The organism is Pseudoxanthomonas sp. LARHCG66, assembly GCF_052871755.1.
Genome location: NZ_JBIXJW010000002.1, coordinates 158,921 through 183,071, shown reverse-complemented (window position 1 = coordinate 183,071; position 24,151 = coordinate 158,921). Strand labels below are relative to the sequence as shown.

The following is a 24,151-nucleotide window of genomic DNA, read 5'->3' as shown; positions in this document are numbered from 1 at the left end:
GCTCCTACAGGTTGTTCGTCATCCGGGCGCGTGGCGGCGAGTTCTTCATGCTTGGCTGCAAGGCGGCGTCCCTGTTGTTCACCGTCCGGGCGCATTGCGATGCGTTCGTGGTCTGCGGCCCCCGGACGATCAGTTCGTCGTGCCGCCTCCGTGAGGGAGGCGGCGATGCCCGTGGCACTCAGAAGGTGTAGCGCACCCGCGTGTAGTAATACGCACCGTTGCTGCCGATCGGTGAGAGCACGTCGTACGGCAGGTTGCCGAAGTAGGCGATGTCCGCGCTCGACAGGTCAGGGTACTCGTCGGTCAGGTTCAGGCCGCCCAGCGCGACGCTCCACTGCGGCGAAAACCGGTATTCCACTTCCGCGTCCAGTTGCCACTCGGCGCCGTAGGTCTGTTCCGGCTCGAAGCCGCCGCCGAAGTTGAACACGCGCTTGGCGCTGCCATGGCGGCTGACGCGTCCCAGCAGCGACCAATCGGTGTTGTTCCAGCTCGCGGTGAAGATGCCACGCGTGCGCGGTGCGGCATCGGTCAGCGTGTTGCTCTCCTCAACGCCGAACAGCACGTAGGTGGGGTCGATGGCGAGCAGTTCGGCGGGCGTAACGGCGATGTTCTTCAGTTCCGTCTTCGCGTAGCTGTAGGCGCCGGTCAACAGCAGGTTGCCGTCACCCAGCACCTGCCGCCAGTTGGCCACCAGCTCCGCACCTTCGGTACGGGTGTCGGCGGCATTGATGAAGAAGTTGGCGCTCTGCACGCCCGGCACGCCGAAATTGTCCAGCACGAAATCGGTCAGCGCATCGCCGGTGATGCGTTCCGTGATCGCCACGCGGTCGTCGATGTCGATGCGGAACACGTCCAGCGACACGTCGAAATGCTCACCGATGCGGCTGGTGAAGCCGAGACTGAGGTTCAGCGCCTTCTCGGGGTCCAGGTCCTGCGCGCCCAGGGCGCGGGCGATGGGGTTGTTGACCGACAGCAGGCGGCCCTGGGTGAGTTGGCCGGACGCGTCGTAACCGGTGGAGGTGGATTCGAAGCCGATCTGGCTCAGCGACGGGGCGCGGAAGTTGTTCGACACCGAGCCGCGCAGCGCGAAGGCGGGCGCGAACTCATAGCGGGCGGCCAGCTTGCCGGTCAGTTCGCCGCCGAAGTCGTCGTAATGTTCGTAGCGCGCGGCGATGTCGGTGGTGAACTTCTCGCCCCACTGGCTGCTGAGGCTGGCGTAGACGCTGGACACATCGCGGTCGAGGTCGGCGGTGTCCTGCGGCGTCAGCCCGCCGCCGGCCTGCGAGCCGGTCGGGCGGTCGGTGAAGGGACCGGCTGCGTACGAGGCGGGATCGCCTGCGCCGGTCTCGAAGGTTTCATGACGGAACTCGAGGCCGGTGGCGAACGTATGCGCGCCGAACACGCGGCTCAGGTCGAGGTTGGCGAGCGTCTGTGCGGATTCGTAGTCGCCGGTCTTGAAGCGCGTGGGACTGCTGGGGCCCAGCGAGGCGTTGAGCGAATTGCGCAGCCGGTAGGTGAACTCATTGCGACCATGATTGAGGCTGGCGTCGTAATCCCATTCGCCCCATTGGCCGCGCACGCCCGCCACGCCGGCCAGGTCGAGGTTCTCGCCTTCGGAGATCGGGCGATAGCCGTTCGGATAGACCTCCTTCCAGTTCGCCACACCATCGGGGTAGCGGAAGTAGTTCGCGCCTTCGGTATCGCTCTGGTGGTAGGTGCCGAAGGCGTACAGCTCGGCCGATTCGCCCAGCGGCACGGCCGCGTTGAGCCACGCGTTGATGTCCTTCGAACTGCCGTCGCCCAGCACGTAGTTGCGCTGGCCGGCCAGGGCGAGGTTGTCCGGGGTCTGCTCCTCGAAGAACGGGATCTGGTCGAAGCCGGCGCGGTTGGTGCCTTCGCGCTGCTTGTACTCCAGGCCCACGCGGAAGAAGCCGCCGTCGCCGATGCGGTCGCCGACCTGCGCGCTGAAGAAGCCGGTCTGGCCGTCGGTGACGGTCTGGTCGATCGGCTCCACCTTGGTGTGGTGCGCGCCATAGCTGGCTTCGATGGCGCCGCCTTCCGGCGTGTCATCGAGGATGACGTTGATGACGCCGGCGACGGCATCGGAGCCGTACTGCGCGCCAGCGCCGTCGCGCAGCACTTCGATGCGCTTGATCGCGCTGACCGGGATGGCATTGAAGTCCACCGGCGTGTTGCCCTTGCCGATCTTGCTGTCGGTGTTGACCAGCGCGCTGGTGTGGCGGCGCTTGCCGTTGACCAGCACCAGCACCTGGTTGGGGCTCAGGCCACGCAGCTGCGCGGCGCGGATGTGGTCGGCGCCGCCGGAGTTGGACTGGCGCGGGAAGTTCAGCGACGGCAGCAGCGCCTGCAGCGCACTGCCGAGCTCGCCGTTGAGCACGCCGGCCTGGCGGATGTCTTCGGCGGTCAGCACATCGATGGGCGAGGTGGATTCCAGCGCGGTGCGATCGGTGGCGCGTGTGCCGGTGACGATCACCGCATCCAGGTCGGTGGCGCCGGCAGGCGCGGTCTGGGCATGGGCGGGGACGGCGAGCGCCAGCACGATGGCGGCGCCGAGCGGAGCAAGGACGGGGTGGGACATGCGGGTCTCGTGGGGCGAGGGAGGGAGCAGGGCGGAGTCTATCGCTATATTGCGATGAAGCGATATATTAACCGCCGCTGCGGACCGTGTGTCATCTCCGCTGTCCATCACCTTATGCCGCCGCGTCATATGGCCATCGCGGCGGCATGCTCCATCCTGTCCTTCTCCCACGAGGTCTTCCCCCATGTCGCATCGTGCTGTCTGGCTGCTGGTCCTTCTTGCGCTTGCCGGGTGTGCGTCCACGCCGCCCGTCGCATCGCCCTCTGCCACCACCGCCACGCTGGAAGGCGACACGTTGCGTCCGGCCAGCGCGAGTGGCTGGGTGCGCAGCGAGCTGTACTTCGGGGTGGGAGAGGAGACGGGACCGGCGGACCGCCCCCAGGCCGAGCCCATCACCGAAGCGACGTGGCGCGCCTTCCTCGACAAGGAAGTGACCTCGCGCTTCCCGGACGGCCTGACCGTGTTCGATGCCTACGGCCAGTGGCTGTTCCGTGGTGCGAAGGAACCCAATCGCCTGAAGACCAAGGTGCTGGTGGTGCTGCACGAGGACACGCCGCAGCGCCGCGCCGATGTCGAGGCGATCCGCCTGGCGTGGAAGCAGGCCACCGGCCACCAGTCGGTGCTGTGGTCGCGCCACGCGGTGGACGTATCGTTCTGAGTCGATCTGCTCCTTCCCCCGCGTGCGGGGGAAGGCTGGGAGGGGGCGAGCGCATGCATGTGGGCCTGCTGGCCAAGGCACTCCCGGGCGCGTGCGGCGCTGCATCCGCTGTTCCTGCGAGTCGGAGATTGATCGGCTCCGTCGCCCCCGCTCCAACCCTCCCCCGTGAACGGGGGAGGCGGCTTATCCTGTGGTCCGCCATTCCCTCCTTTCCCTTTTCCTTCTTCGGCCTCCCATGACCGCATCGGCTTCTCCCGTGCGCCGCTGGTTCGTTCCCGGCGACCTCAACGGTTTCTTCGGCCTGGTGGTGGACAACCTGTCCATCCTCGGCTTCATCGCCGCCGCATTGATCGGCATCTTCCAGTTCCCCGCCGAGGTGGTGTTCACCCGCATGTTCCCCGGCACCGCGCTGGGCGTGCTGGTCGGCAACCTGATCTATACGTGGATGGCGCACCGGTTGTCGGCCAAGACCGGGCGCGATGACGTCACCGCGATGCCGCTGGGCCTGGACGCGCCCACCAGCATCGGCATGGCGCTGCTGGTGCTGGGCCCGGCCTTCGTCGGCTTCAAACAGGCCGGCCTGGACGAACAGGCCGCGGCCACCGCGACCTGGCAGCTCGGCATGGCCTCGCTGGTGGTGATGGGCGGGCTGAAGCTGGTGCTGTCGTTCTTCGGCGATGCAGTCACCCGCGCGGTGCCGCGCGCCGGCCTGCTGGGCTCCATTGGCGGGGCGGCGCTGACGTTGCTCGGCTTCCTGCCGCTGATCGAGACGCTGCGCCAGCCCATCGTCGGCTTCGTCACCTTTGGCCTGCTGCTGTACGTGCTGGTGGCCAAGGGCAAGTTGCCGGTGAAGATCCCGGGCGTGCTGCTGGCCTTCATCGTCGGCACCACGCTGTACTACGTGCTGGGCCTCGCTGGCCTTGGCGCGCCGGGCTTCAAGGTGCCGGATGCCGTGCCGCTGGCGGTGACGCTGCCGCTGCCCACGCTGGGCTGGCTCGACGGCCTGGCCTACACCGTGCCCTACCTGCCGCTGCTGCTGCCGTTCGGCCTGCTGATGGTGGTGGGCGGCATCAACGTCAGCGAAAGCGCGCGCGCCGCCGGCGACGACTACCGCACGCGCGACGTACTGCTGGCCGAAGCGGTGTCCACGTTGGTCGCGGGCTTCTGCGGCGGCGTGGCGCAGACCACGCCCTACATCGGCCAGCCTGCGTACAAGCACATGGGTGCGCGCAAGGGCTACACGCTGTTGACCGGCCTCTTCATCGGCCTGGGCGGCGTGCTGGGCTACGTGTCGGGCCTGGTGCAGTGGCTTCCGGTGGCGGTGCTGGCGCCGATCATCGTCTACGTGGGCCTGGACATCACCGTGCAGGCCTTCACCGAAACGCCGCGCAAGCACGCCATTGCGGTGGCGCTGGGCTTCCTGCCGTCGGTGGCCTACCTGCTGACGATCAAGTTCGGCAATCCGGCGTGGATCGCCCCCGACCATTTCGCTGGCCTGTACGAAGGTGTCGATGGCCACGGCTTGCCCGACCTGGCCACCATCGTGACGCTGGGCAACGGCTTCATCATCACCGCGATGATCTGGATCACCGCGCTGGTGGCGATGATCGACGGGCGCAACGGCCGCGCCGTCGTCGCGCTGCTGGTCGGCGCGGTGCTGACGCTGTTCGGCATCATCCATTCGGTCGATCCGCGCGGTGGCATCTACCTGCCGTGGGACGTGGAAGGACTGCGCGCGACGATCCTGTGGCAGTTCGCAGGGGCCTACGCCGCGCTGGCCGTGCTGCTGGGCCTGCTGTCGCTGCAGAAGAAACAGTGACCCCTGTAGGGGGGGGCTTTAGCCCCGACGCTTTTTGCCCGCGATGCCACAGCGTGCATCGGAAAGCGTCGGGGCTGAAGCCCCTCCTACAGACAGTCCGCGCTGAACCGGCGTCTCGCGGGGTCTTGAAACACCGCCGCTTAACCGCATCTGGGTAGCATCGGCTGGCGTTCGCCGGCCCCTACTTTCCTTGAGGTTCTCCCGATGCGGATGGACAAACTGACCTCGCGTTTCCAGCAGGCGCTGGCCGACGCGCAGTCGCTGGCCGTGGGCCGCGACCACACCATGATCGAACCGGTGCACGTGCTCACCGCGTTGCTGGAGCAGCAGGGCGGCAGCACGCGTCCGTTGCTGTCGCAGGCCGGCGTCAACGTGCCCCTGCTGCGCGAGCGGCTGGGCGAAGCGCTCGACAAGCTGCCCAAGGTGACCGGCCAGGCCGGCAACCTGTCCATCGGCAACGACCTGTCGCGCCTGCTCAACGTCACCGACAAGCTGGCGCAGGACAGTGGCGATACCTACATCGCCAGCGAGTGGTTCCTGCTGGCTGCGCTGGACGACAGCGGGGCCGCCGGGCAGGAACTGAAGGCCAGCGGCGCCGACAAGCAGAAGCTGCGCGCCGCCATCGACCGTCTGCGTGGGGGCGAGAAGGTGCAATCCGAGAATGCCGAAGACCAGCGCCAGGCGCTGGAGAAGTACACCATCGACCTCACCGAGCGCGCGGAGATCGGCAAGCTGGATCCGGTGATCGGCCGCGACGAGGAAATCCGCCGCACCATCCAGGTCCTGCAGCGCCGCACCAAGAACAATCCCGTGCTGATCGGCGAGCCCGGCGTGGGCAAGACCGCCATCGTCGAAGGCCTGGCGCAACGCATCGTCAACGGCGAGGTGCCGGAAGGCCTGAAGGGCAAGCGCGTGCTGAGCCTGGACATGGGCGCCCTGATCGCAGGCGCGAAGTTCCGCGGTGAATTCGAGGAGCGCCTGAAGGCCGTGCTCAACGACCTGGCCAAGAACGAAGGCCAGATCATCCTCTTCATCGACGAACTGCACACCATGGTCGGCGCCGGCAAGGCCGAAGGCTCCATGGATGCCGGCAACATGCTGAAGCCCGCGCTGGCGCGTGGCGAACTGCACTGCATCGGCGCGACCACGCTGGACGAATACCGCAAGTACGTGGAGAAGGACGCCGCGTTGGAGCGCCGCTTCCAGAAAGTGTTCGTCGGCGAACCCAGCGTCGAGGACACCATCGCCATCCTGCGCGGGCTGAAGGAGAAGTACGCCGTGCACCATGGCGTGGAGATCACCGACCCCGCCATCGTCGCCGCGGCCACGCTGTCGCACCGCTACATCGCCGACCGCCAGCTGCCGGACAAGGCCATCGACCTGATGGACGAAGCGGCATCGCGCATCCGCATGGAGATCGACTCCAAGCCGGAAGAAATGGACCGCATGGAGCGCCGGCTGATCCAGCTGAAGATCCAGCGCGAAGCACTGAAGAAGGAGAAGGACGCGCAGTCGAAGCAGCGCCTGGCCGATCTGGAGACCGAGATCGAATCGCTGCAGCGCGAGTTCAACGACCTGGAAGAAATCTGGAAGGCCGAGAAGGCCACGCTGACCGGTGCGACGAAGATCAAGGAACAGATCGAGCGCGTGAAGCTGGAGCTGGAGGCCGCGCAGCGCAAGCAGGACTACGCGCGCATGAGCGAACTGCAATACGGCCAGTTGCCGGAGCTGGAGAAGCAGCTGGCGGCCGCGCAGGAGGCCGAGCAGAAGGGCTTCCGCCTGCTACAGGACAAGGTCACCGACGAGGAGATCGCCGAGGTCGTCAGCCGCTGGACCGGCATCCCGGTCAGCAAGATGCTGGAAGGCGAACGCGAGAAGCTGCTGCAGATGGAGCAGTCGCTGCGCGGCCGCGTGATCGGGCAGGAGGAGGCGATCAAGGTCGTGTCCGACGCCGTGCGCCGTTCGCGAGCCGGTATTTCCGACCCCGACCGGCCCAGCGGCTCGTTCCTGTTCCTCGGTCCGACCGGCGTGGGCAAGACCGAGCTGTGCAAGGCACTGGCCGAATTCCTGTTCGACAGCAGCGACGCGATGGTCCGCATCGACATGAGCGAGTTCATGGAGAAGCACGCGGTCAGCCGTCTGGTCGGCGCACCTCCGGGCTACGTGGGCTACGAGGAAGGCGGCTATCTGACCGAGGCCGTGCGCCGTCGCCCGTACAGCGTGATCCTGCTGGACGAAGTGGAAAAGGCACACCCGGACGTGTTCAACATCCTGCTGCAGGTGCTGGACGACGGTCGCCTGACCGACGGCCAGGGCCGCACGGTGGATTTCCGCAACACGGTCATCGTGATGACCTCCAACCTGGGCTCCAGCCTGATCCAGGACATGAGCGATGGTGGCGGCGCGGGCGACACGCCGGAGAGCTACACGCAGATGAAGGCGGCGGTGATGGGCGTGGTACAGGCGCACTTCCGGCCCGAGTTCATCAACCGCCTGGACGACATCGTCGTGTTCCATCCGCTGGACAAGGCGCAGATCCGCGAGATCGCCCGCATCCAGACGCGCTACCTGGCCAAGCGCCTGGCCGAGCGCCAGATCGTGCTGGAACTGGACGATTCGGCGTTGATGCTGCTGGGCAATGTGGGCTTCGATCCGGTGTATGGCGCGAGGCCGCTGAAGCGCGCGATCCAGGCGCAGCTGGAGAATCCGCTGGCGCACAAGATCCTGTCGGGCGAATTCGGAGCAGGCGACAAGGTGCGTGTGCACGCCGACGGCGGGCACCTGCAGTTCGAGCGGCGCACTGCGGACGTCTGACCGGTGAAGGGTGACCGCGCCATCGTGCGCGGTTCAAATCACACTTGCATGCGCGGTATCGCGCATGCACGAATGCCAGAGTAGTGTGCCTCCCTAGCGGGGGTGGCACGTCGATGCGTGCATCCCGTCATCACGTGAAGGGATGCGCGCCACGATGGACACACGACCCCGCGCCTGGTGGATTGATGCTGGCCTCGTATCGCTGGCCTGTCTGGTGCTGCAGAGCATCGAGGTCGGGTATGGCGCGCACTTCTTCGGTGAACGCTGGCAGGGCGGACAGGCCTCGCTGCTGCACGCCCATGCCGGCCTGCTGATGGCGATCGCCCTGTTGGGGGGCGACTGGCGGGTGCTGGCAACGGCGTTCCTGGCCAATTTCGTGCAGTGGTGGTGGCGTGCGCAGCTGCAGATGCCGCTGTCGCCCCTCTACATCGTGGCCGTTGCCGCGGCGATGATGCTGCAATGGCGCTGGACCGTGGCATGTGCAGGATGGGCCGGCGGCCCCATGGGCCGTCGCCGACGCATGCAGGTGTCGGGCATGGGGCGTTACCTGCTCGTGTGCCTGCTGCTGTTTCCTTTCGGCTGGGCGACCCTGGCAGCCGCGCTGTACACATTGATCGGGCAGGGTGCGCCCGTAGTGGCGAGCGCGTCGCTGCAACTGCTGCTCGCCAAGCATGTCGGCGTGGGCATGCTGACATTGCCCTTTCTGCTGGTATGGAGCGATGAGCGCCTGCGACAGGTTCCCGGGCATCGCTGGTTCGTCATCGTGGCATGGCTGTGTCTGGTGCTGGCGGTGGGGGCGCTGCTTGAGCACTCGAGCGATGGCGTGATCCGGCCATGGCTTGAACTGGTTTACGAATACCGCACGTTGATCGGCGCATTGATGGCCATCGCCATGCTGCTCTGGCGCGTGGAGTATTCGATGCCGTTGCTGACGGTGACCCACCTGCTGTTGTTGCATGCGCTGACGGACCAGGCCCAGCAGGCGGAGTCTGCAGTGCAGATGCAGCGCCTGCTGGTGCACATGGTCGAATGCAATTTCATGGTGCTGGTGCTCGCATTGCTGTTCCTGCTCAACCGCGAACGCATGGAACGCTATCGCCATGTGCGCAAGATGGGACGGCATGATGCGAGCAGCGGACTGGCCAATGCCCACGCCCTGCAGGAAGCCTGGCGAATGCTTCCCGCGACGCCGCCCGTCATGGGCTTCCTGCTGCTTGATCAGGTGGAACGTGTCCTCGGCAGTTATGGCTGGCGCGCCGAAACGCTGTTGCTGCGCGAAGCGGGGCGGATCATGGAACCACTGGCGCGCACCTTTCACCTGGGGGGTGGGCATTTCGTCCTGCTGCCACGCCAGCCTGCCGGCACGGGCGGCGAGACGTGCGCATGGGACGACATCCTGAAACGCCTGCAGGGGCATGTGTTCCAGTGGAAGGACGCGCAGCTGCGACTGAACCCCTATCTGGGCCTGGTGCGTCCCGAACGGCTGGGCGCGCAGTCGCTGGACGAATGTCTTGCCAACGCGTGCGATGCAGCCCTGTGCGCACGTCGCGAGGGGGAGTGCAGTCCGATGCACTACGTATCCACGCGGGAGGGGAGCGCCGTGTTGGCGAGGCAGCATCGGCTGGTGGCCTCCGCGGAGGCCCTGGAGTGCGTGCACGCAGGGCGCATCGAACTGCATCTGCAGCCTATCGTCCGTATCGATGGAGGTGCCGCGCTGTCCGGGTTCCAGGGCGAGGTGTTGTGCCGCCTGCGCACAGCGCAGGGGCGGCTGCTGATGCCGGCCGAATTCATCCCCGACCTGGAGGAAAGCGGCCATGTGGCGGATCTGGACATCGCCGTCGTCGAATGCCTGTTCGACTGGCTGAAGGCGCATCCCGACGCCATGCCCGGTATCGCGCGCCTGGGCATCAACCTGAGCGGTCGCAGCCTGGCGTCCGCCTCGTTCCGCGCGCGTTTTGCCGACCTGTTGCGATGCTCGCCGTTGAATCATCGCGCGCTGTGCTTCGAACTGACCGAGACCGCCGTGATCGCGAGCCAGGATTCCGCCCTCAAGCTCTTCCAGGAGCTGCGGGCACATGGCTGCCGGTTGGCGCTTGATGATTTCGGCAGCGGAGTGCAGAACTTCGAGCGCCTGAAACAGGTGCCGGTGGACAGCCTGAAGATCGATGGCCAGTTCATCCGGCACCTGGATACCGAGCCGGGTGACCTGGAAATCGTGCGGGCGGCCGTAGCGGTCGCCAAGGCTCACGGCCTGGCGACGGTTGCCGAATATGTGGAGAACGCCAGCCAGGTACTGCAGTTGCGCGCACTGGGGGTGCAGTGGGGGCAGGGCTACCATCTGGGTCGCCCCCGCCCCATCTTCGACTGGCTGCTGCCCGATTCCGGCCTCCACGCGCGCTGATGTTCGTTTTCCGGTGGTGGCCGGCCGGCGCCGCCCATTCCGTTGAGCCTGAATCTGGGCAAGTGCGATGGCGATGGCCTGCCCTCAGGAATCCGTGGCAGGATGGCGACGCGTCGGGGGACCAGCAGACTGATGGTTGCCAACGGTGTCCACAGGGAAGAGCACGGAATGGGTGGAAGCACGAAAGTGCTCCTGCTGGGAGGGCTGTGCCTGCTGTTGCAGCAGATCCCCGTCAGCTACCGCATCGATTTCTTCGGCGAGCTGGCCCACGCTTCACTGGTCCACCTGCATGCGGGCCTGCTGCTGGCCATCGCCATGCTGGAAAGGGACCGCCGCGTGGTGGCGGGCTGTTTCCTGCTGACGTTCGTGGGCTGGACCGTGCGCCAGCTCTATTTCGACCAGTGGCAACCGGGTCCGGTGCTTGCCTGGGGCGCGGCCAGCTATCTTTTCACGCTGGGCTGGAGCCTGGCGTGCGCGCGATGGATGCGGTGGCCGCGTGCGCCCGGCCAGCGCGTGCAACGGCGCGACCTGGTCCGGTTCGCTTCGATAGGCCTGTTGCTCTATCCGCTGGTGCTCGCGCTTGCCGGCTTCAGCATCGCGGCGATTTCGACATCCGCGCTGGCCATCAGTTCGGCGTTCCAGATGTTCTTCGCCAAGCAGTTCGGCGTGGCCGTGGTGACATTGCCGCTGGTGGTGGCGTGGCGGGAACGCGGGTATCCCGCGCCCAGGCTAGATGCTGCTTCGCACTGGATGTGGCCGGTCGCGCTGGCGGCCGGGCTGGTGCTCAGCGTGTGGATGGCGGTGCTGGTGCGGCAGGCCTACATGGCGGACGGCACCGCGCCGCGCATGGTGCTGATGGACTATCGCTTCGCGCTGCTGCTGGTGTTGGGCTGGAGCATGCTGCGGTTGTCGTCGCGGTGGGCGATGGCGGCCCTGTCGCTGACCTTGCTGCTGCTGGTGGGCATGGTGGCGGGCACGGCCGAATACGCGAACAGTCCGGTGGGCTTCTTCAACCTGCTGCACATCACGCTGGAGTTGAACATCCTGCTGCTGGCGATGATGTACCTGTGGCTGACCAACCGTGACCGTTTCGAACTGGCCGAACGGCTTTCCAGCGAGACCCTGCGCGACCAGATCACCGGCCTGCCCAACCTGAAGGCGTTGCGCGAGCGGGTGGCGCGGCCGCTCGCGCGGACCGAACTCGGGTACCTGCTGCTGGACCAGACCGACACGCTGGTGGCGGGCTTCGGCCTGGATACGCAGGCGCAGGCGATGAATGCGACCGCACGGCGCCTGGAGGACATCGTGGAGACGTATTACGTCGGCACCGGCCAGTTCGCGCTGCTGCCGAAGTTCTCGCGCGATGCCGATCTGTGGGAGCGGGTCATGGCACGCGTGGAGCACGCGGAGATCGATGCGGGCGGGCAGCCGATGCGCTTGCTGCCCTACCTGGGAGTGGCCGCGTTCAACGGTACGCAGGCGAGCGTGATCGATGCGGCGGTGGTCGCCGCTTCGCATCTGGCCTTCGAGGCTCGCCACCATGGCGAACTGAGGCCCCGCTACACCGATATCGGTGATAGCCAGTTGCGGCGCACGCATCGCCGGCAACTGCACGACGCCACCGAGGCCCTGGCGAGCCTGCGCAATGAGCGCGTGGTGTTGTACTTCCAGCCGATCCGCGAACTTGCCGATGTCCATGGCGAGCCACGTGGGCTGACGGGGGAGGTGTTGTGCCGCTTGCTGGATGAGCGGGGCGAGATCATGTCGCCCGCGCGCTTCATGGCGCCGCTGGAAGCGGCTGGCCGGGGTGCGGAACTGGACCTGGCGGTCGTGCGCGCGTTGTTCCGCCTGCTGCGCAAGTCGCCCGCCGCGCTGCCGCATTGCCGCGAGATCGCGATCAACCTGACCGGCCAGAGCCTGGCCTCGATGAGTTTCCAGGTGGAACTGCGCACCCTGCTGGCAGGTTCGCCGCTGCCGATGAGCGCGTTGTGTTTCGAAGTCACCGAAACTGCCGCCATCTCCAACACGGCCGCCGCCAGTCACCTGCTGGCCGACCTGCGCGCGCTGGGCTGCCACATCGCCATCGACGATTTCGGCACCGGCATGCAGAGTTTCGCGCGCCTGCGCGAACTCCCTGTCGATGTCATCAAGATCGATGGCTCGTTCGTCCGCAACGTAGCCCAGTTGGGCAAGGACCATGCGGTCGTGCAGGCATCCGTTGCCGTGGCCAACGCCTTTGGCGCGATCACCGTGGCCGAGTTCGTCGAGGACGAAGCCACGGAGCACTGCCTGCGGCAACTGGGCGTGCAGCGCGTGCAGGGTTACCTGTACGGTGCCCCGCGGCCGTTGGCCGAGGTGCTGGCGGAAACTGCCGCAGAGGCCGCCGTTTTTCGCAGCTGATCCGTCGGCTCAGCCATTGATGCGTTGCGGGCGGTAGGGCGGTGTCGACATCACCATCTCCGCCAGCGAGAACGCCAGTTCGCGTTCGGCCAGCACGGCACCGTCGGCACCGTGCTCGAGCAGATGCTTCACTTCGCCCTCGCTGTGCGCGCGGGCGAGCAGGGTCAACGAAGGATTGATCGCACGCAGCTTGGCCAGGGTCTCGCCGGCCTCCAGGGGCTGGGGAATCGCCAGCACCGCGATCTTGGCGCGCTCGGGATGCGCTTCGGCCAGCACCTTGTCGGCTGCCGCGCTGCCACGGATGGCCGGAATGCCGGCATCGTGCGCGCGTGCCACGTGGTCGCCGTTGTCGTCGATAACGATCAGCGGTACGCCGCGGTCGCGCAGTACGCGCGCCAGTTCGCTGCCCACGCGGCCGTAGCCGATGATGATGGCGTGGTCGGTGACGTCCAGCGATGGTCCGGGCGGTATCTCGGGCTCCGCCGGCACCGGTGCCAGCGCCTCCTGCTTCTTCTGCCAGCGGTCCAGCCATGAGAACAGGAACGGGTTGGCGATGATCGACAGCAGCGAGCCGGCCAGGATCAGGTCGCGGCCTTCCGGGGGCAGGATCTTCAGCGAGACGCCCAGGGCGGCGAGGATGAAGGAGAACTCGCCGATCTGCGCCAGGCTGACCGAGATCGTCAGCGCCGTGCCGGTGGGGTGCTTGAACGCCTTGACGATGTAGTACGCCGCCACCGACTTGCCCACCACGATGATCCCGAAGGTGGCCAGCACCTGCCACGGATGCGCCACCAGGATCGCCGGGTTGAACAGCATTCCGACCGATACGAAGAACAGCACCGCGAAGGCATCCCGCAGCGGCAGCGAGTCGTTGGCCGCCTTGTGGCTCAGCTCGGATTCGTTGAGCAGCATGCCGGCGAAGAACGCGCCCAGTGCGAACGACACCCCGAACAGCGTGGCCGAGCCGAACGCCACGCCCAGGGCGATCGCCAGCACCGACAGCGTGAACAGCTCGCGCGAACCGGTGGCGGCGATCTTCTCCAGCGTCCACGGAATCACCCGGCGGCCGACCACCAGCATGAAGGCGACGAAGGCGCCCAGCTTGATCAGCGTCCACACGATGGCCACTGCGAAGGTACCGAAGCTGGCGGGTTCGCCGCCTGCGGTGTCGCCGAAGGTTTCCGCCAGCACCGGCAGCATCACCAGCGCCAGCACCATCGCGATGTCTTCCACGATCAACCAGCCCACCGCGATGCGGCCGCGCTTTGTATCCAGCAGGCGTCGGTCCTCCATCGCGCGCAGCAGCACCACGGTGCTCGCCACCGACAGTGCCAGCCCGAACACGAAGCCGTTCAACGGCGTCCAGCCCATGCCCCATGCCAGCGCCCAGCCCAGCGCCGTGGCCACGACGATCTGCGCGATGGCGCCGGGGATGGCGATCGCCTTGACCTCCAGCAGATCCTCCAGCGAGAAGTGCAGGCCCACGCCGAACATCAACAGCATCACGCCCAGTTCCGACAGCTGGTTGGCCAGCTCCTGGTCGGCCACGAAGCCGGGCGTGAACGGACCGACGAAGATGCCTGCAAGCAGGTAACCGACCAGTGGCGACAAGCGCAGCTTGTGGGCGATCGCACCCAGCACGAAGGCCAGGGCCAGCCCCACCGCGATGATGTTGATCAGGTCGGTGTCATGATGCATCGATGGGCGTTTTTCCTCGGCATGAGCGTCGAGTGTCGCCGATGCGGACGCTCCGCCGCAAACCGGCACAGGCCGTCGGGCGTGTCGTGTCCCGCGCCTTTCGTCATCGCCACAACGGAAACGCCCCGCACGGGGCGGGGCGTTCCGGGTGCATCAGGCAACGCAGCGTGTTACCACGTGTAAGCGATGCGCCCGTACACGTACGCGCCGTTGAAACCGCCCGGTGACTGGCTGCTGTAGGGGAACTGGCCACTGTTCGAGTTCGGGAAGATGGTGCGGTCCGGATACTCGTCCAGCAGGTTGTCCGCGCCCAGCGTCAGCGTCCAGTTCTCGCTTGGGCGGTAGCTGGTCGAGGCATCCAGGATCCACTTGGCGCCGTAGGTCTGGTCGTTGACCGGATTGCCGGTCTCGCTGACGCGGGTGGTGAACTCGCCGTAGCGGGTGGCGCCGAAGGTGAAGTCCCAGCGTGCCAGGTTCCATGCCGCCGTCAGCGTGGTCTTGTCGCGCGGATAGCCTTCCTCGATGCGGCCCTGCTCATCGCGGCCGATGCGCCACAGGTTCGCACCCAGGGCGGTCAGCTCCGGTGGATTCGGTGCGATGCGCTGGATCTCGGTCTTGTTGTAGTTGTAGCCGGCGGTCAGGGCGAGGCTGCTGTTGGCCAGCGGCACGGTGTACTGCGCGATCACGTCGACACCGCGCGTGCGGGTGTCGGCCGCGTTGGTGAAGTAGCGCGCACTGGTGACACCATTGACGCCGAGGCTGGCCAGCAGCGCCTGCGCCGCCGCGTTGCCGCCCAGCAGCAGGTTGGAGGACAGCACGATGCGATCATCGATGTCGATCTGGTACGCATCGATGGTGACGTACAGGCGGTCCACCGGCTGCAGCACCAGGCCAAGTCCGTACGACAGCGAGGTCTCGGCGGTCAGCGCATCGGCTCCCAGCGCCTGCGCGACAGGGCCGGTGGCGGGGAACGTGCCCGATTCGAAGAAGCGGTCGAGGGTGGCGTTGTACTGCGATGTCACCACCTGGTAGTACTGCTGCGCCAGCGCCGGCGCGCGGAAGCCGCTGGCCACGGTCGCGCGCAGCGCCACCGCATCGGTGAAGGCATAGCGCGCCGACAGCTTGCCCGACACCTCGCTTCCGAAGTCGGAATAGTCCTCGTAGCGACCGGCGATGCCGGCCGAGAACTTCTCGGTCAGGTCGGCTTCCAGGCCCACGTAGGCCGCATAGCTGTCGCGGTCCGAATGCACCGCGTTGGCCGGGGTGAAGCCACCGAAACCCTGTGCGCCGCTGCCGGTGTAGGAGGCCAGTTCGCCAGGCGACTGGTTCCACTTCTCCTCGCGGTACTCCGCGCCGAACGACAGCGTGGCCGGATACGCCAGCCCGATCTCAAGCGCCTTGCTGATGTCGGCGTTCAGCACGTTCTGGGTGTACTCCAGCGCGCCGTCGTAGAAGCGACGCGGGCTGGTCGCGCCCAGGCTGTAGTTGATGCTGTTCTGGGTGTGGAACTTCAAATGGTTGTAGCCGTAGTTGTAGCTGACGTCCCACTTCCAGCCGCTTTCGGTGTCGCCCTTGACGCCCGCCACCAGCGAGCGGTCCTGCGAGAGCTGGTTGATCTCCGGCACGTAACCTTCCGGATACACCTGCGGCACCAGCGCGTTGTGGCCGATCGAGCGGTAGAAGGCGAACGAGACGATGTCGCGGTTGCTGGCGATGGCGGTGGCGTAGGCGCTGACGTTGTCGCTGAAGTCGAAGCCTGCGTTGGCCGACACCGCGCCGGCATCCACCTGCGGATCACCGTAGACAAAGGCCACCGTGCCGATGGCGGGATTGTTGCCGGTGTTGGGCGCGGTGCCCTGGTAGGGACCGGCGCGGTTGGTTTCGTCCTGCTGGGTCAGCTGCCCCGCGACGTGCACGAAGCCGCGACCACCGCCGAAGGACACCCCGGTATCGCCGGACAGCTGCGTGCTGCGCCCGTCGCCGGCGGAATAGCCGCCCACATCCACCGCCAGGCGGCCGCCTTCGCCCGCGCCCTTCAGCACGACGTTGACCACACCGGCGATGGCATCGGAACCGTACTGCGCCGAAGCGCCGTCGCGCAGCACTTCCACGCGTTCGATCGCCGACACGGGGATGGCGTTGAGGTCCACCGCCGACGAACCGCGGCCGATGCTGCCGTTGACGTTGACCAGCGCCGAGATGTGGCGGCGCTTGCCGTTGACCAGGATCAGCACCTGGTCCGGCGACAGGCCGCGCAGCTGCGCCGGACGGACGCCGCTGGTGCCGTCGGTGACGGCCGGGCGCGGGAAGTTCAGCGAGGGCAGGGCGCGTGCCAGTGCCGTTGCGAGTTCGGTGGTGCCGGTGGCCTGCAGGGCCTCCGGCGTGATGATGTCGATCGGCGACTGCGATTCGGCGACGGTGCGGTCGGAGACGCGCGTGCCGGTGACGATCAGGGTGTCCAGCGTGCGCGCCTCGGCAGGGGCGGATTCCTGGGCGAATACGGCGGGGGCGACCAGCGCCAGGCTGATGGCGAAGGTCAGGGGCGACAGCTTGCGGGTCATGGGGGGCTCCGGGAAGGACTGCGAAGTGATGCTTGAAGTGGATCAGGGCTTGCAAAGTTTCCTTTGAAACCATGGACTTAGGCGCTACAGACTCTGGTTACAGGGCCATGACATGGATGTCAATGGTTTCTTAACAACTGTGGACAGAGGCGCTATCGATAAACTACGCGGCCGCTTCCCCCCAAATCCCCTTAGGTTGTTTCTTGATCTCCCTTCGTAATTTCGCGCTGCGCCGCGGTGAGCGCCTGTTGCTGTCCAACGTCGACCTGACCCTGCATGCGGGCTACCGCGTGGGCGTGGTCGGCCGCAATGGCGCGGGCAAGTCCAGCCTGTTCGCCGCCGTGCAGGGCGAACTGGAAGCCGACAAGGGCGACCTCGACCTGCCCGGCAAGGTACGCATCGCCAGCGTGGCGCAGGAAACCCCGTCGCTGCCCGATCCGGCACTGTCGTTCGTACTCGGGGGCGACACCGAGGTGGCCTCCGTGTTGCAGGCCGAAGCCGACGCCACCGCACGCGAGGACTGGGAGGCGGTGGCCAACGCGCATACCCGCATGGCGGAGATCGGCGCCTACGACGCGGAGGCGCGCGCCGGCAAGCTGCTGCACGGGCTGGGCTTCCCGGCCGATACGCACCACCGGCCGGTGTCGTCGTTCTCCGGCGGCTGGCGCGTGCGCCTGAACCTGGCGCGTGCGCTGATGATGCCCAGCGACCTGCTGCTGCTCGACGAACCCACCAACCACCTCGACATGGACGCGGTGCTGTGGCTGGAGCAGTGGCTGCTGAAGTATCCCGGCACGCTGCTGCTGATCTCGCACGACCGCGAGTTCCTCGACAACGTCGCCACCCACACGCTGCACCTGCACGGCGGCGGCGCGAAGCTTTACACGGGCGGCTACACCGATTTCGAACGCCAGCGTGCCGAGCAGTTGCGTCAGCAGCAGATCGCGCACGAGAAGGAACAGGCCGAGCGCGCGCACCTGCAGAGCTTCATCGACCGCTTCAAGGCCAAGGCCTCGAAGGCCGCGCAGGCGCAGAGCCGCATGAAGCGCCTGGCCAAGCTGGCCGGCACCGAGGCGGTGCGCGCCGAGCGCGAGTTCCGCATCGAGTTCGCCGAGCCGGCCAAGCTGCCGTTCTCACTGATCCGCCTGAATCATGTCGAAGCCGGCTATGGGCCGGATGCGGTGATCCTGCACAACGTCGGCTTCGGCCTGGAAGCGGGGCAGCGCATCGGCCTGCTCGGCCCCAACGGCGCCGGCAAGACCACGCTGGTGAAGACACTGGTGGGCGAGTTGCCCGCGCTGGCCGGCGACCGCATGGCGCACCCGGACCTGCGGATCGGCTACTTCGCGCAGCACACGGTGGAATCGCTGCACGAAGGCCAGTCGCCGATGGACCATTTCCGCGATCTGTCGCCGGATGCCAGCAACCAGTCGTTCCGCGACTTCCTCGGCAAATGGAATTTCCCCGGCGACCGCGCGTTCGAACCGGTCGATGGCTTCTCCGGCGGTGAGCGCGCGCGCCTGGCCCTGGCGCTGATCGCGTGGCAGCAGCCCAACGTGCTGCTGCTCGACGAACCCACCAACCACCTCGACCTGGAAATGCGCGAAGCGCTGGCCGAAGCGCTCAGCGACTTCGATGGCGCCATCGTCATGGTCTCGCACGACCGCCACCTGATCGGCCTGGTCTGCGACACGTTCTGGCGCGTGGCGGATGGCGTGGTCGAGCCGTTCGACGGCGACCTGGACGAATACGCCGCCTGGCTGCGCACGCGTGCCTCCGCGCAGGGCAGCAAGCCGCTGCGCAGCGAGCCTGCGCCGCCGCCGAAGTCCGTGCCGGCACCGTCGCGCAAGATCAATCCCGTCAAACTCGCCGAGGCCGAAGCGAAAGTCGCGGAACTGGAAGGAAAGCTGGCGGACGTGGACGCGCAACTCGCGGATTCGCAAACCTATGCCGATGCCGACCTGGCCGCGCGACTGGGCCGGGACCGCGAGGCGCTGCAGCAGCAACTGGCCAAGGCGGAGCAGGCCTGGTCGGCGTTGTACGACGACGCTTGAATCGCGCACCTGGCATCCCCACACCACCCCCCGTCCGTTCGGCCCATCATTCCCATGCCCATCTACGCTTTCGAATGCACCCAGTGCGGCCACAGTTTCGACCGACTGCAGAAGCTGTCCGATCCCGACCCCGATACCTGCCCGTCATGCGGTACGCAGGCGGTGAAGCGTCAGCTCACCGCGCCGTCGTTCCGGCTGGCCGGCAGTGGCTGGTACGAGACCGATTTCAAGAAGGACGGCGACAAGAAGCGCAACCTGGCCGACGGTGGCGAAGGCGCCAAGCCGTCCAGCGAGTCCAAGCCTGCCGAGTCGTCGCCTGCGAAGACCGAAAGCGCGCCTGCGAAGACGGACGCCAAGCCTGCAACGCCGTCGTCGACGTCCTCGACCTGAGGCCGGCGGTGTAAGGTGCATCCCTTCCTGCAAAGAAGGGATGCCATGAAGAAGACCCTGCTCGCGTTCGCTGCGTTGTCCGTCGCCGGCTGCGCCACGTCATCCACGGGCGCGTCGTCATCGACGCCTGCCGACGCCTTCCTCGCTGCGCTGGGGGCCCAGTGCGGCAAGGCCTATGCGGGCCGTATCACCGCCAACCAGCCCGCGTCGACCACGCCGGACGCGTTCGAGGGCAAGGCGCTGGTGATGCATGTACGTGGCTGCGATGACCCTGCGCGCGAGATCCGCGTGCCGTTCCATGTCGGCGACGACCACTCGCGCACCTGGGTGGTCACGCGTACGACGGCCGGCCTGCGTTTGAAGCATGACCATCGCCACGAAGACGGCAGTCCGGACGCGGTGACGATGTACGGTGGAGACACGGTGGATGCCGGCACGGCGCAGCGGCAGGCGTTTCCCGTGGATGCCGAATCGGTGGCGATGTTCAAGCGCGAAGGCCTGAATGCTTCGCTCAACAACACCTGGGCCATGGAACTGGTGTCCGGGAAGACCTTCGTCTACGAACTGAGCCGGCCGAATGGCCGGCTGTTCCGGGTGGAGTTCGATCTGACCGCGCCGGTTGGACTGCCGCCAGCGCCGTGGGGTAGCAGCGGGGGCGGCTGAGGCGGTGGCCTCGTTGCCAAGCGGGAGGCAAGAGCCACAATGGGTCCCAGCTTTCGCTGGGACGACGAAAGTCTGCAGTCACTCAACACCCTCGTCCCAGCGAAAGCTGGGACCCAAGTGGACGTTGCTGTCTGGTCCGTTGACGGGAACGCAACCTGCTGCGGCGGCTCAGCGTGGCCCGAAACGGCCGCGGCAACCGCGATCCACCCACACCTGGGTGCCGGAGTAGCCCCAGCTGTAGCCTTCGCGGCAACTGGTATTGGACAGCTGCTGCTGCAGGATCGGCCGGCCCTGGCGTGGGTCGTAGGCGCAGGTCTTGCGGCGGTTGTCGTCGCTGCTGCACGTGATGGTGTAGCCGTTGTTGCCACCACCGCCCCACCCATTGCCCGAGTCGCGGAACTCGGCGCGGCAGCCGCTCCGCACCCAGATCATGCCCTGGCGCTGGCCCCAGTTCTGGTTCTCGTTGCAGCGGGTCGAAGACAGGTTGCGCTGGACCACCGCGCGTCCGCGGAAGCTGGTACGGCATTCGCGGTAGGCATTGTTGGCGCTCTCGCAGACCACGGTGGAGCCGCCCGAACCGCCCCAGCCTCCGCCCGACCCTTCGGTGAAACGGCCGCGACAGCCGCGATCCACCCAGACCACGCCATTGCCGCTGCCCCAGTTCTGGCCCTCCACGCAGCGGGTGCTCGAGAGGTTCTGCGCGAGCACGGCGTTGCGCCGGAAACCGGTCCGGCATTCCCGGCGACGGTTGTCCTTGCTTTCGCAGGTGACCTGGCCGTTGGCGGGTGGATTCGGATTCCAGCCGCCATTGTTGCCGCCGAGCGACTGGGCGATGTCCTGCTTGATGCGGCTGAAGGTCCAGCTGGAGCGGTTGACCTGGTCGAGGTAGAAGCGGAGCTGGTCGTCCGGGATACGGCGACCGCGGGACTGCTCCGAGTATTCCAGGCTGATCACGCGCGTCTGGTCCTGGACGGACAACTGGCGCAGGTCTTCCGGGGCGTAGGCCCGCGTACCGACCTGGGCGAACGCGCTGCCGGCCATGAAGGCCAGCAACAGTACGAGGACGGACTGCAACAACGGCTTCTTCATGGCGGTACCCTCCGAGGGAGGCGCCAGCATACGCCGGACCCGTTAAGGCCATGCAGGGAAGGCCGGGAGGGTAGGCGGGCGGATGACGGGGTAAACTAGCCGGCTTGACCAGCCAGTGGCTGTTTTGAAACCTTCCGGCACTGCCGGACGACCTGTGGAGCCCCCATGCGTACCCATTTCTGCGGCCTCGTCGACGAGGCCATGATCGGCCAGACCGTGACCCTGTGCGGCTGGACCGATGTCGCCCGCAACCTCGGCGGCGTGTGCTTCATCGACCTGCGCGACCATGAGGGCATCGTGCAGGTGACGGTGGACCCGTCGAGCGCCGAGGTGTTCAAGGTCGCCGCCTCGCTGGGCTACGAGGACGTGCTCCAGGTCGAGGGCGTCGTGCGTGCGCGCGAAGCGGTCAACACCAAGATCCGCACCGGCAAGGTGGAAGTGATCGCCACCAAGATCACCGTGCTCAACAAGGCCGAGCCGCTGCCGTTCCACGCGCATGAGAACCCGGGCGAAGACATCCGCCTGAAGTACCGCTACCTGGATCTGCGCACCCCCGACATGCAGCGCAAGCAGCGCACCCGCATCAAGCTGGTGCAGGCGCTGCGCCGCTGGCTGGACGCGCGCGGCTTCCAGGACATCGAAACGCCGATCCTCACCAAGGCCACGCCGGAAGGCGCGCGCGACTTCCTGGTGCCGGCGCGCATGCACCCAGGCGAGTTCTACGCGCTGCCGCAGTCGCCGCAGCTGTTCAAGCAGATCCTGATGGTCGCCGGCTTCGACCGCTACTACCAGATCGCGCGCTGCTTCCGCGACGAAGCGCTGCGCGCTGACCGCCAGCTGGAATTCACCCAGCTCGACATGGAATTCGCCTTCGTGCGCGAGCGCGACGTGCAGGACGCCGTCGAAGGCATGATCCGCGACATCTTCGCCGAAGTGATGGACGTGCAGCTGGATGCGCAGTTCCCACGCATGACCTGGGCTGAGGCGATGCGTCGCTACGGTTCGGACAAGCCCGACCTGCGCATCGCGCTGGAGCTGGTGGACGTCGCCGAACTGGTGAAGTCCAGCGAGTTCGCGGTGTTCACCGCCGCCGCCAACGACGCGGACGGCCGCGTGGCCGCGCTGCGCATCCCCGGCGGCGCATCGCTGAGCCGCAAGCAGATCGACGAGTACGCCGCGCATGCCGCCAAGTACGGCGCCAAGGGCCTGGCTTACATCAAGATCGACGAGGCCGGCGCGGTCAGCTCGCCGATCCAGAAGTTCTTCGCCGAGGACGCCTTCGCGGCGCTGGTGAAGCACGTCGGCGCCGGCAACGGCGACATCGTGTTCTTCGGTGCGGGCGGCTACAACAAGGTCAGCGACTTCATGGGCGCGCTGCGCCTGAAGGCCGGCAAGGACTTCGGCCTGGTGCAGGACGGCTGGAAGCCGTTGTGGGTCACCGACTTCCCGATGTTCGAGTGGGACGAGGAAGCGCAGCGCTATGTCGCCCTGCATCATCCCTTCACCGCACCCGCGGTGGACGACATCGCCGACCTGCGCGCCAACGCCAAGACCGCGGTGTCGCGCGGCTACGACATGGTGTTGAACGGCAACGAGATCGGCGGCGGTTCGATCCGCATCCATCGCCCCGAGATGCAGAGCACGGTGTTCGAGCTGCTCGGCATCGGCGCGGAAGAAGCGGAAGCCAAGTTCGGCTTCCTGCTGGACGCGCTGCGCTTCGGCGCGCCGCCGCACGGCGGCATCGCGTTCGGCATCGACCGCATCGCGGCGCTGATGGCCGGCACGGAGTCCATCCGCGACGTCATTCCGTTCCCGAAGACCACCACCGCGCAGTGCCTGATGACCGGCGCGCCGTCGCCGATCTCGGATGAGCAGTTGGCGGAAGTGCACATCCAGGTCCGACCGAAGAAAGACTGATCGAGAGAACCAAGAAATGACGGAACTTGCTTTTTCGCTGGAATGGGAACGCCTGGGCAATGAAGGCGCCGATGCGGCGCTGGTGACGGAGCGCGCACGCGTGTTCGGTGGCTGGCTGGTGCGGGTCGGCACGTCGCCGGCGGCGATGGCGGTGACGTTCGTGCCGGACGGCCAGGGCCGCTGGGACGGCGAGGATTTCGGCGAAGACGATTACGAAGAAGAAGACGAAGAAGACGAAGAAGAGTACGAAGAGGACGAGGACGCCGACGAGGAAGACGAGGCGGACGAAGACGAAGAGGAAGAAGAGGACGCGTAAGCGTGCGGATCCGTCGCGCCACCGTCGATGACGCTGCCGTGCTGTCGGACCTGGCGTCGCGCACGTTCACCGAGACCTTCGGCCATCTGTATCCCGCCGAGGATCTGGCGGCGTTCCTCGCCGATGCCTACGAGGTGGGCAAGCAGCGGACGATCCTGTCTCACCCGGACTACGCGGTGTGGTTGCTGGAAGACGACGGTGTGGCCGTGGGTCATGCCGCCGCCGGGCCGTGCGGGCTGCCGCATCCGGAGGTGCAGGCGGGCGATGGCGAGCTGAAGCGGTTGTACGTGCTGGCGTCGCACCAGAACGGCGGGTGGGGCGGGAACCTGTTCGCCGACGTGGAACGGTGGTTGTTGAGGGATGGGCCGCGGACGCTGTGGATCGGGGTGTGGTCGGAGAATTTCGGCGCGCAGCGGTTCTATGAGCGGCAGGGGTTTTCGCGCGTGGGTGGGTACAAGTTTGCGGTGGGGAAGACGCTGGATGATGAGTTCATCCTGCGGCGGGATGCTTCATTCGGCTGACGCAAAAGCATTCCGCTAGCCCTACGGGCCAGCGGGTAACTTTTCTTTGTAAGCGCAAAGAAAAGTCACCAAAAGAAAGCGCTTTTCCCGACGAAGCAATCTCATAACTCGGGCGCTATGTGGATTTTCCGGTTCGCCTTCCTGGCGAATCGGAAAACGGCGGGCGTCCTGCCCGCCGCCCTTCGGGTCTGGTCGGCTCGCTGGCGCATCGACGCAGGAAAATCAAAAGCAAACGGCCGCGTTAGCGGCCG

Annotated in this window: 15 protein-coding genes; 11 read left to right on the top strand and 4 right to left on the bottom strand. The window is 66.8% G+C overall.

The window, feature by feature from the left end; all coding sequences use genetic code 11:
• Positions 1-178: 178 nt before the first annotated feature.
• Complete coding sequence (locus ACIPRS_RS07695) at positions 179-2,599, bottom strand: TonB-dependent receptor plug domain-containing protein (RefSeq protein ID WP_337731498.1); 2,421 nt, start codon at positions 2,597-2,599, stop codon at positions 179-181.
• A gap of 184 nt (positions 2,600-2,783) precedes the next feature.
• On the opposite strand from ACIPRS_RS07695, the gene ACIPRS_RS07690 reads away from it, so the two are divergent.
• The 5 genes from ACIPRS_RS07690 (at position 2,784) to ACIPRS_RS07670 (ending at position 12,691) form a co-directional block, all read left to right on the top strand.
• Positions 2,784-3,257 (top strand): DUF3574 domain-containing protein, encoded by a 474-nt coding sequence (locus ACIPRS_RS07690; RefSeq protein WP_337731497.1) that lies wholly within the window; start codon positions 2,784-2,786, stop codon positions 3,255-3,257.
• 235 nt (positions 3,258-3,492) lie between these two features.
• Positions 3,493-5,076, top strand: coding sequence for a hypothetical protein (locus ACIPRS_RS07685; protein WP_446538127.1), 1,584 nt, complete (start codon positions 3,493-3,495; stop codon positions 5,074-5,076).
• A 204-nt stretch (positions 5,077-5,280) separates the two neighbouring features.
• Complete coding sequence (gene clpB / locus ACIPRS_RS07680) at positions 5,281-7,890, top strand: ATP-dependent chaperone ClpB (RefSeq protein WP_446538126.1); 2,610 nt, start codon at positions 5,281-5,283, stop codon at positions 7,888-7,890.
• Positions 7,891-8,044: 154 nt separating this feature from the next.
• The gene (locus ACIPRS_RS07675; RefSeq protein WP_446538125.1) at positions 8,045-10,291 is read left to right on the top strand and encodes an EAL domain-containing protein; all 2,247 of its coding nucleotides are present in this window, start codon (positions 8,045-8,047) and stop codon (positions 10,289-10,291) included.
• A 168-nt stretch (positions 10,292-10,459) separates the two neighbouring features.
• Positions 10,460-12,691, top strand: a complete 2,232-nt coding sequence (locus tag ACIPRS_RS07670) for an EAL domain-containing protein (RefSeq protein WP_446538124.1) — start codon at positions 10,460-10,462, stop codon at positions 12,689-12,691.
• A gap of 9 nt (positions 12,692-12,700) precedes the next feature.
• Here the strand turns inward: ACIPRS_RS07670 and ybaL are convergent, their stop codons facing one another.
• The gene (ybaL, locus tag ACIPRS_RS07665) at positions 12,701-14,389 is read right to left on the bottom strand and encodes a YbaL family putative K(+) efflux transporter (RefSeq protein WP_337731492.1); all 1,689 of its coding nucleotides are present in this window, start codon (positions 14,387-14,389) and stop codon (positions 12,701-12,703) included.
• Positions 14,390-14,559: 170 nt separating this feature from the next.
• Positions 14,560-16,950, bottom strand: coding sequence for a TonB-dependent receptor plug domain-containing protein (locus ACIPRS_RS07660; protein WP_446538123.1), 2,391 nt, complete (start codon positions 16,948-16,950; stop codon positions 14,560-14,562).
• Between the two features lie 203 nt (positions 16,951-17,153).
• Between ACIPRS_RS07660 and ACIPRS_RS07655 the strand changes: the two genes are divergently transcribed.
• Genes ACIPRS_RS07655 through ACIPRS_RS07645 form a run of 3 tightly spaced genes read left to right on the top strand, consistent with a single transcriptional unit; the run spans position 17,154 to position 20,057 of the window.
• Positions 17,154-19,004: an ABC-F family ATP-binding cassette domain-containing protein gene (locus ACIPRS_RS07655; protein WP_446538122.1), complete on the top strand. Its 1,851-nt coding sequence runs from the start codon at positions 17,154-17,156 to the stop codon at positions 19,002-19,004.
• 54 nt (positions 19,005-19,058) lie between these two features.
• Positions 19,059-19,394 (top strand): FmdB family zinc ribbon protein, encoded by a 336-nt coding sequence (locus tag ACIPRS_RS07650; RefSeq protein ID WP_446538121.1) that lies wholly within the window; start codon positions 19,059-19,061, stop codon positions 19,392-19,394.
• 45 nt (positions 19,395-19,439) lie between these two features.
• Positions 19,440-20,057, top strand: coding sequence for a hypothetical protein (locus ACIPRS_RS07645; protein WP_446538120.1), 618 nt, complete (start codon positions 19,440-19,442; stop codon positions 20,055-20,057).
• Between the two features lie 168 nt (positions 20,058-20,225).
• On the opposite strand, the gene ACIPRS_RS07640 is transcribed toward ACIPRS_RS07645, so the two are convergent.
• Complete coding sequence (locus ACIPRS_RS07640) at positions 20,226-21,146, bottom strand: DUF3011 domain-containing protein (protein WP_446538119.1); 921 nt, start codon at positions 21,144-21,146, stop codon at positions 20,226-20,228.
• A 165-nt stretch (positions 21,147-21,311) separates the two neighbouring features.
• Between ACIPRS_RS07640 and aspS the strand changes: the two genes are divergently transcribed.
• The 3 genes from aspS to ACIPRS_RS07625 are packed head-to-tail and all read left to right on the top strand — an operon-like array spanning position 21,312 to position 23,900.
• The gene (gene aspS / locus ACIPRS_RS07635) at positions 21,312-23,063 is read left to right on the top strand and encodes an aspartate--tRNA ligase (protein ID WP_446538118.1); all 1,752 of its coding nucleotides are present in this window, start codon (positions 21,312-21,314) and stop codon (positions 23,061-23,063) included.
• A gap of 16 nt (positions 23,064-23,079) precedes the next feature.
• Positions 23,080-23,379: a DNA primase gene (locus ACIPRS_RS07630; protein ID WP_446538117.1), complete on the top strand. Its 300-nt coding sequence runs from the start codon at positions 23,080-23,082 to the stop codon at positions 23,377-23,379.
• 2 nt (positions 23,380-23,381) lie between these two features.
• Positions 23,382-23,900 (top strand): N-acetyltransferase family protein, encoded by a 519-nt coding sequence (locus ACIPRS_RS07625; protein ID WP_446538116.1) that lies wholly within the window; start codon positions 23,382-23,384, stop codon positions 23,898-23,900.
• Positions 23,901-24,151: the final 251 nt, after the last annotated feature.

What these genes read in the sequence shown, in the direction of transcription:
- ACIPRS_RS07630 (WP_446538117.1), top strand. Translation starts at nt 23,080, where the DNA reads ATGACGGAACTTGCTTTTTCGCTGGAATGGGAACGCCTGGGCAATGAA.
- ACIPRS_RS07650 (WP_446538121.1), top strand. Translation starts at nt 19,059, where the DNA reads ATGCCCATCTACGCTTTCGAATGCACCCAGTGCGGCCACAGTTTCGAC.
- ACIPRS_RS07660 (WP_446538123.1), bottom strand. Translation starts at nt 16,950, where the DNA reads ATGACCCGCAAGCTGTCGCCCCTGACCTTCGCCATCAGCCTGGCGCTG.
- ybaL (WP_337731492.1), bottom strand. Translation starts at nt 14,389, where the DNA reads ATGCATCATGACACCGACCTGATCAACATCATCGCGGTGGGGCTGGCC.
- ACIPRS_RS07670 (WP_446538124.1), top strand. Translation starts at nt 10,460, where the DNA reads ATGGGTGGAAGCACGAAAGTGCTCCTGCTGGGAGGGCTGTGCCTGCTG.
- ACIPRS_RS07685 (WP_446538127.1), top strand. Translation starts at nt 3,493, where the DNA reads ATGACCGCATCGGCTTCTCCCGTGCGCCGCTGGTTCGTTCCCGGCGAC.
- clpB (WP_446538126.1), top strand. Translation starts at nt 5,281, where the DNA reads ATGCGGATGGACAAACTGACCTCGCGTTTCCAGCAGGCGCTGGCCGAC.
- ACIPRS_RS07695 (WP_337731498.1), bottom strand. Translation starts at nt 2,599, where the DNA reads ATGTCCCACCCCGTCCTTGCTCCGCTCGGCGCCGCCATCGTGCTGGCG.
- aspS (WP_446538118.1), top strand. Translation starts at nt 21,312, where the DNA reads ATGCGTACCCATTTCTGCGGCCTCGTCGACGAGGCCATGATCGGCCAG.
- ACIPRS_RS07645 (WP_446538120.1), top strand. Translation starts at nt 19,440, where the DNA reads ATGAAGAAGACCCTGCTCGCGTTCGCTGCGTTGTCCGTCGCCGGCTGC.
- ACIPRS_RS07675 (WP_446538125.1), top strand. Translation starts at nt 8,045, where the DNA reads ATGGACACACGACCCCGCGCCTGGTGGATTGATGCTGGCCTCGTATCG.
- ACIPRS_RS07640 (WP_446538119.1), bottom strand. Translation starts at nt 21,146, where the DNA reads ATGAAGAAGCCGTTGTTGCAGTCCGTCCTCGTACTGTTGCTGGCCTTC.
- ACIPRS_RS07690 (WP_337731497.1), top strand. Translation starts at nt 2,784, where the DNA reads ATGTCGCATCGTGCTGTCTGGCTGCTGGTCCTTCTTGCGCTTGCCGGG.